Source organism: Curtobacterium phyllosphaerae, assembly GCF_049341865.1.
GTDB lineage: Bacteria > Actinomycetota > Actinomycetes > Actinomycetales > Microbacteriaceae > Curtobacterium > Curtobacterium phyllosphaerae.
On sequence record NZ_JBMPIU010000006.1, the window covers coordinates 224,896 to 231,120 of the forward strand.

A 6,225-nucleotide genomic window follows, 5' to 3' on the forward strand; every position below is an offset into this window, starting at 1 on the left:
CGCTACCCGTGCCGCTACAGCGGCGTGTACGGGAGCTCGAAGTCGACCGCGGACACCGGCGCCGGCGACGACGGCATCGGCGGCGCGGCCGGCGCGCCCATCGCGTCGCTCGCATCGAGCACGGCCCGGGTCGCAGCGGCCGAGCGGGACAGGGCCTCCCGGACCGGGAGCGCTCGGTGCGCGGCGGTCGCCACCTCGACGCCCCACGGCTCGTCGAAGCCGAGCTCGCGCATCACCCGGATGAACCCGACGAGGTCCCATGCGCCGGCACCGGGGGCGAGCCGTGCATCGCGGGACTCGTCGACGAGCGAGGTCCCGTGCGCCTGGGCGCGGGACCCGTCCGACAGCTCGACCGCGAACAGCGTGTCCGGGACGATGCCGGCACGGAGCGAGGCGAGCGTGGACCCACCGCGGAACGCGTGCATGGCGTCGACGAGGATCCCGCCGTTCTCGTGCCCGGCAGCCGCGACGAAGCGGGAGGCCTGCTCGACGGACGGCAGGTTCGACCACGGGGTGGACTCGAGGACGAGCTGCGCTCCGACGCCCTCGGCCTGCCTCGCGAGGTGCGACCAGCTGGCGGTCATGGCGTACGGGTTCGTGTACGGCGTCGTGGTGTCGGCCGCGACGAGCACCTGCGAGGCCCGGAGCGTCGCGGCGGCTTCGAGCAGCAGGACGCGCTCGGCGTCGGACGTGTCCCGACGGACCCCGTCCGTCCACCAGTCCTGGAGCGTGCCGACCTGGATCCAGACCACGCCGGCGTCGTCGAGCATCCGGTGGAGACGGGCGAACCCGATCGTCTGGCGGGCCTGGGCGAGGTCGTCGACGTCCAGCCCGAGTCCGGAGTACCCGGCGTCGACCACGGCGGCGATCCGCTCGGCCAGTGGGACGGGGCTGCGGGCACCCCCACGGCGGTCGCCGGCGCGCAGTGCGCCCGCGGACGTCCAACAGGTCGCGAGCAGATCGTGCTCATCCATCGTCGGAGCCCTCCTGATCCGGACCCGCCCCCGCGTGTCCGCGTCCTTGATAGCCCGCGCACCTGCGGACACTCCCAGGCCCGGCACGGGCGACGGCGCGTCCGTCCGTCAGACGATGGTCGTGCGGACCGATCCGACACCGGTGAGCGTGCCCTCGAGCACGTCGCCGCGGACGACCGGGCCCACACCGTCCGGCGTCCCGGTGAAGAGCAGGTCCCCCGGTTCGAGACGGACCAGTGCGGAGAGCGCGGCGATCGTCTCGGCCACCGACCAGATCAGGTCGGCGAGGTCGCCGGACTGCCGCAGCTCGCCGTTGACCCGGAGCTCCACGGCGCCGTTCGTCGGGTCGACACCGTCCGCGGGGACGAGCGTGCCGATCGGGGCCGATGCATCGAACCCCTTCGCCATGTCCCACGGGCGGCCGGCCGACTTCGCTGCGGCCTGCAGGTCGCGACGGGTCATGTCGAGCCCGACGCCGTAGCCCCAGACGTGCCGGAGCGCGTCCTCGACCGGGATGTCCGCGCCGCCGGTAGCGATCGCGACGACCTGCTCGACCTCGAACTCGAGGCGCTCGGTGCCCGGCGGGTACGGCATGTCCGCGCCGTCGACCACGACCGCGTCGGCGGGCTTGCCGAAGAAGAACGGCGCCTCGCGGTCCGGGTCGTGGCCCATCTCGCGCGCGTGGGCGGCGTAGTTGCGCCCGACGCAGTGGATGCGGCGTACCGGGAACGCGCGTCCCGTGGTGGTGGGGACGGACGGGAGGCTCGGGGCCGGGAACACGAGATCGGTCACGATCCCATCCTGGTCCGGTCCGGTCCGGTCCGGTCTCGTCCGGTCCGGTCCGGTCTCGTCCGGTCCGGTCCGGTCCGGCCCGGCCCGGTCCGGAGCGGCGTCGGGCGTTCCTGAGGATCCGGGTGCGGCGGGTGGTTGCGTGGGCGCATGCCCCAGACAGTGCTCATCGCCGGTGCGACCGGGACCCTCGGCAACCGGATCGCACACCACCTGACCGACTCGCCCGGTGACGAGGTCGCCGTCCGCCTGCTCGTGCGTGACCCGTCCCCGAGCGACGCCGGCAAGCGCGCGCTCCTCGACGGGCTCACCGGTCGCGGTGCGACGCTCGTCCAGGGCGATCTGGCGGACGAGGACGCACTCCGCGCTGCCGTCGAGGGCGTCGACGTCGTCGTGTCGGCGGTCCAGGGCGGTCCGGACGTCATCGTCGACGGGCAGGTCCGTCTCGCCCGGGCGGCCGCCGGTGCGGGTGCCCGTCGGTTCATCCCGTCGGACTTCGCGCTCGACATCTGGAACGCGCCGTCCGAGGCGCCGATGTTCGCGATGCGACGGTCGGCCGACGCCGCCATCGACGACACGGGGCTCGAGGTGCTCCACGTCCTGAACGGTGCGTTCATGGACATGATGACCGATCCGCGGACCGCCGGCGTCGTCGACCTCGCCGCGGGTGCAGGGCGCTACTGGGGAGCGGGCGACGACCCGTTCGACGTCACGCTCATCGAGGACGTCGCCCGGTTCACCGCTCGTCTCGCCGTCGACACCACGGCCGCGCCCGGCGTGCACGCCATCAGCGGGTCGCGGGTGACGTTCTCAGAGCTCATCGACACCGCCGAGCGGGTCACCGGGTCGACGTTCTCGCGGGAACGTCGTGGCGGGGAGGAGGACCTCCGTCGGACGATCGAGACGGCGTCGAACCCATGGCACGCGATCGGCGCCTGGTACAACCTGTCGATGCTCACGACACCGCCGTTCGCGACGGTGGAGAACGACCGCTATCCCGATGCACGACCGTCGACGTTCGAGGAGTACCTGCGCGCGATCGTCTGATCGTCCGGGAACGCTGTCCGACGCTCACTCCGCGGGATGCCCTCGTCCGGGTCCTGCCGCTCCGGCGACGCGTGCGCGGCGGCCCGTGCGGCATCGAACGGGAGCACACCAGGCAGCGATGCTGCCCGGTCAGCGCGGTCGACGGATCCGGATCGGACCCTTCGCGGTGGACGGGTCGACGACGGAACCGCCCTGGGTGATCTCCGCCTCGCCACGCGCGACCATCCGTCGAGCGGCGCGACGCGCCGGTTCCATCAGCGGACGCCAGTCATCCGGGGCGACCCGTCGCGCAGCCTCGGACGGACAAGTGCTCGACGTCGCCGCGCGGGCGTCGAGGATGTCCGAGATCGCCCGTTCGAGGGCGCGGTCGGTGTCGTCGACCCGATGGCGGCGGCACGCGTCCGAGCAGTACTTCGCGTCGGGCGCAGCGGACGACGGCATCCGACGCCCGCAGGACGCGCAGGTGCGCTCGGCGTGCGCGGCCGCGCTCGCCTCGAGCGACGCCCTCGACTGTCGACCCGTGGCTCAGCCCTCCGACTCGTGCCCGTCGGACGCGCCGGCGTCCTCCGAGGCAGGCTCGTCCTGCGGCCAGCCGGCGAAGCGCCAGCCGGCCACCGAGGGGTGGTCCTCGCCCTTGTCGTAGGCGTGTGCCCGCGCTGCCGTCCGAGCCGCGGTCAGGCGGTCGAGGAGCTCGGCGAACCGGGACGAGTCGCCGCCGACCCGGGTGAGGGCGTCGTGCGCGAGGGCGAAGCGGTCCATGTCGTTCCGCATCACCATGTCGAACGGCGACGTCGTCGTGCCCTGTTCCATGAAGCCGTGCACGTGCATGTCGTCGTGCCCGTGCCGGTTGTACGTCATCTGATGCACGAGCGACGGGTAGCCGTGGAACGCGAACACCACCGGCGTGCCGGGCAGGAACAGGGCGTCGTAGTCGTCGTCGGAGAGCGGGTGGTCGTGCACACGGGGATCGCCGAGCGACAGGAGGTCGACGACGTTCACCACCCGGACCACGACGTCCGGGGCGTGTCGGCGGATGATGTCCGCGGCCGCGACGGTCTCGACGGTCGGGACGTCCCCGGCGCAGGCGAGCACGACGTCGACGCCGGTGTCGGTGCCGGTCTCGACGCCGGTGCCGGTTCCGCCCGCGCCACCGGCGGCGGACTCGGTGCCGGCCCAGTCCCACGTGCCGACGCCTGCGTCCGCGTGCGCGACCGCGTCGGCGAGACCGAGGAACACCGGCTCCTCGTGCTTGCCGGCGACGATCACCTCGATCCGCTCGGTCGTCTCCATCGCGTGCGTCGCGACGGCGAGCAACGAGTTCGCGTCCGGCGGGAACTTGATCCGGACGAGGTCCTGCTGCTTCGACGCGACGACGTCGAGGAACCCGGGGTCCTGGTGCGAGAAGCCGTTGTGGTCCTGCCGCCAGACGTGGCTGGACAGCAGGATCGCGAGGTTCGAGACCGGGACACGCCAATCGATGTCCGCGGAGGACTCGAGCCACTTGGCGTGCTGTCCGACCATCGAGTCGATGATGTGAGCGAACGCCTCGTAGGTGTTGATGAGCCCGTGGCGACCGCTCAGCACGTAGCCCTCGAGCATCCCCTCGAGCACGTGCTCCGACAGGATCTCCGTGACCCGACCCTGCGGAGCGAGGTACTGGTCGTGCTCCTCGGTCCGCGCCCGCCAGACCCGCTCGGTGTCCTCGAACACGGCGTCGAGTTTGTTCGAGATGGTCTCGTCGGGGCCGAAGAGCCGGAACGTCGCCGGGTTGCGTGCGATGAGGTCGCGGAGCCACGGACCGAGCGTCCCGGTCGACGACGCGGTGACGGTGCGGTCCTCGTCGACCTCGACGGCGTACGGCTCGAGGTCAGGGCGGTCGAGCGCGGTCCGGAGCCGACCGCCGTTCGCGTGCGGCGAAGCACTCATCCGCTTGTCGCCGTCGGGTCGGATGGCAGAGAGCGCCGCGACCGGCTGGCCGTCGTCGTCGAACAGCTCCTCCGGACGGTAGGAACGCATCCACGCCACGAGCTGGTCGCGGTGGGCGTCGTCGTCCCGGACGCCGGGGAGGGGGACCTGGTGCGCGCGGAACGTGCCCTCGACCGGGACGCCGTCGACCTCCTTCGGGCCGGTCCAGCCCTTCGGGGTGCGGAGCACGATCATCGGCCACCGGGGTCGCAGGGCGCCGTCGCCGTTCCCGGCGCGGGCTGCGGCCTGGATGTCGTCGATCGCGGCGAATGCCCGGCGCATCGCACCGTCGAGCAGTGCGTGCACGGCGAACGGGTCGTCGTCGACGCGCTTCGAGTCGACGATGATCGGCTCGTGTCCGAGGCCGCGGAAGTACGCGACCAGGTCGTCGTCCGGGATCCGCGCGAGGATCGTCGGGTTCGCGATCTTGTAGCCGTTCAGGTTGAGGATCGGCAGGACCGCGCCGTCCTTCTCGGGATCCACGAACGTGTGCGCCTGCCAGGACGCGGCGAGCGGACCGGTCTCGGCCTCACCGTCGCCGACCACGCAGGCGACCACGAGGTCGGGGTTGTCGAGGGCCGCACCGTAGGCGTGCGCGAGCGAGTAACCGAGCTCCCCGCCCTCGTTGATCGAGCCGGGGGTGTTCGGCGCGGCGTGCGAGGGGATGCCGCCGGGGAACGAGAACTGCTTGCAGAACTGCCGGAGGCCTGCCACGTCGGGGGTGATCTCCGGGTAGAGCTCCGTCCAGGTGCCCTCGAGCCAGGCGTTCGCGTTCATCGCCGGTCCGCCGTGTCCGGGACCGCAGACGTAGAGGACGTCTCGGTCGGTGTCGGCGATGACCGCGTTGAGGTGTGCGTAGACGAGGTTCAGCGCGGGTGACGTCCCCCAGTGTCCGAGGAGTCGGGGCTTGATGTCCTCACGGGTGAGCGGGCGCGTCAGCAGCGGGTCGTCGAGCAGGTAGATCTGGCCGACCGTCAGGTAGTTCGCGGCACGCCACCACGCGTCCACGGCACGGAGTCGTTCGGAGGTGGATGCGGGACGGGTGACCATGCGTCCACCGTATTCGCGCGTGCCTGCACGCGACCGATGGTCGCGATCCTGATGCACCGGACGGGAGGCTCGGGGTGCGTCCGCCGGGAGGGCATCCAGGATCGAGACTCCGTCAGGAAACTTTCTCAGCCGATGGGCAATCGATTCGGGGGTGGGTGCCGAATACCTTGCATCGGGCAAACGCCCAGGGTGCTTCTCGGTCTTGTTCGGCCGTTGTTCGTAGTGCTCACAGCAGAGGTAAAGGATTTCTCATGCGTAAGTTCACCAAGACCACGGTCAGCATCGCTGCTGCGGCTGCGATCATCGCCGGTGGTGCCGGGTTCGGTCTCACGGCTGCGAACGCGGCTCCGGCGCACTACGCTGCGGCGTCGTCGTCGAAGATCCCCGCGCCGGCTGCTGC

The 6,225-nt window shown here is 71.7% G+C and carries 5 protein-coding genes; 1 reads left to right on the plus strand and 4 read right to left on the minus strand.

The window, feature by feature from the left end:
* Positions 1-14 precede the first annotated feature (14 nt).
* Together ACO0E0_RS12850 and ACO0E0_RS12855 are read right to left on the minus strand one after the other, a co-directional pair.
* Positions 15-974, minus strand: coding sequence for a sugar phosphate isomerase/epimerase family protein (locus tag ACO0E0_RS12850; protein ID WP_422871827.1), 960 nt, complete (start codon positions 972-974; stop codon positions 15-17).
* 108 nt (positions 975-1,082) lie between these two features.
* The gene (locus ACO0E0_RS12855) at positions 1,083-1,646 is read right to left on the minus strand and encodes a fumarylacetoacetate hydrolase family protein (protein WP_422871828.1); all 564 of its coding nucleotides are present in this window, start codon (positions 1,644-1,646) and stop codon (positions 1,083-1,085) included.
* A 267-nt stretch (positions 1,647-1,913) separates the two neighbouring features.
* Here ACO0E0_RS12855 and ACO0E0_RS12860 point away from each other — a divergent pair, with 267 nt between their 5' ends.
* Entirely contained in the window at positions 1,914-2,810 is an 897-nt protein-coding gene (locus ACO0E0_RS12860) for an NmrA family NAD(P)-binding protein (RefSeq protein WP_422871829.1), read from the plus strand.
* A gap of 129 nt (positions 2,811-2,939) precedes the next feature.
* Here the strand turns inward: ACO0E0_RS12860 and ACO0E0_RS12865 are convergent, their stop codons facing one another.
* Positions 2,940-3,251, minus strand: a complete 312-nt coding sequence (locus ACO0E0_RS12865) for a DUF3253 domain-containing protein (protein WP_422871830.1) — start codon at positions 3,249-3,251, stop codon at positions 2,940-2,942.
* A gap of 84 nt (positions 3,252-3,335) precedes the next feature.
* Entirely contained in the window at positions 3,336-5,825 is a 2,490-nt protein-coding gene (locus tag ACO0E0_RS12870) for a phosphoketolase family protein (RefSeq protein ID WP_422871831.1), read from the minus strand.
* Between the last annotated feature and the right edge of the window lie 400 nt (positions 5,826-6,225).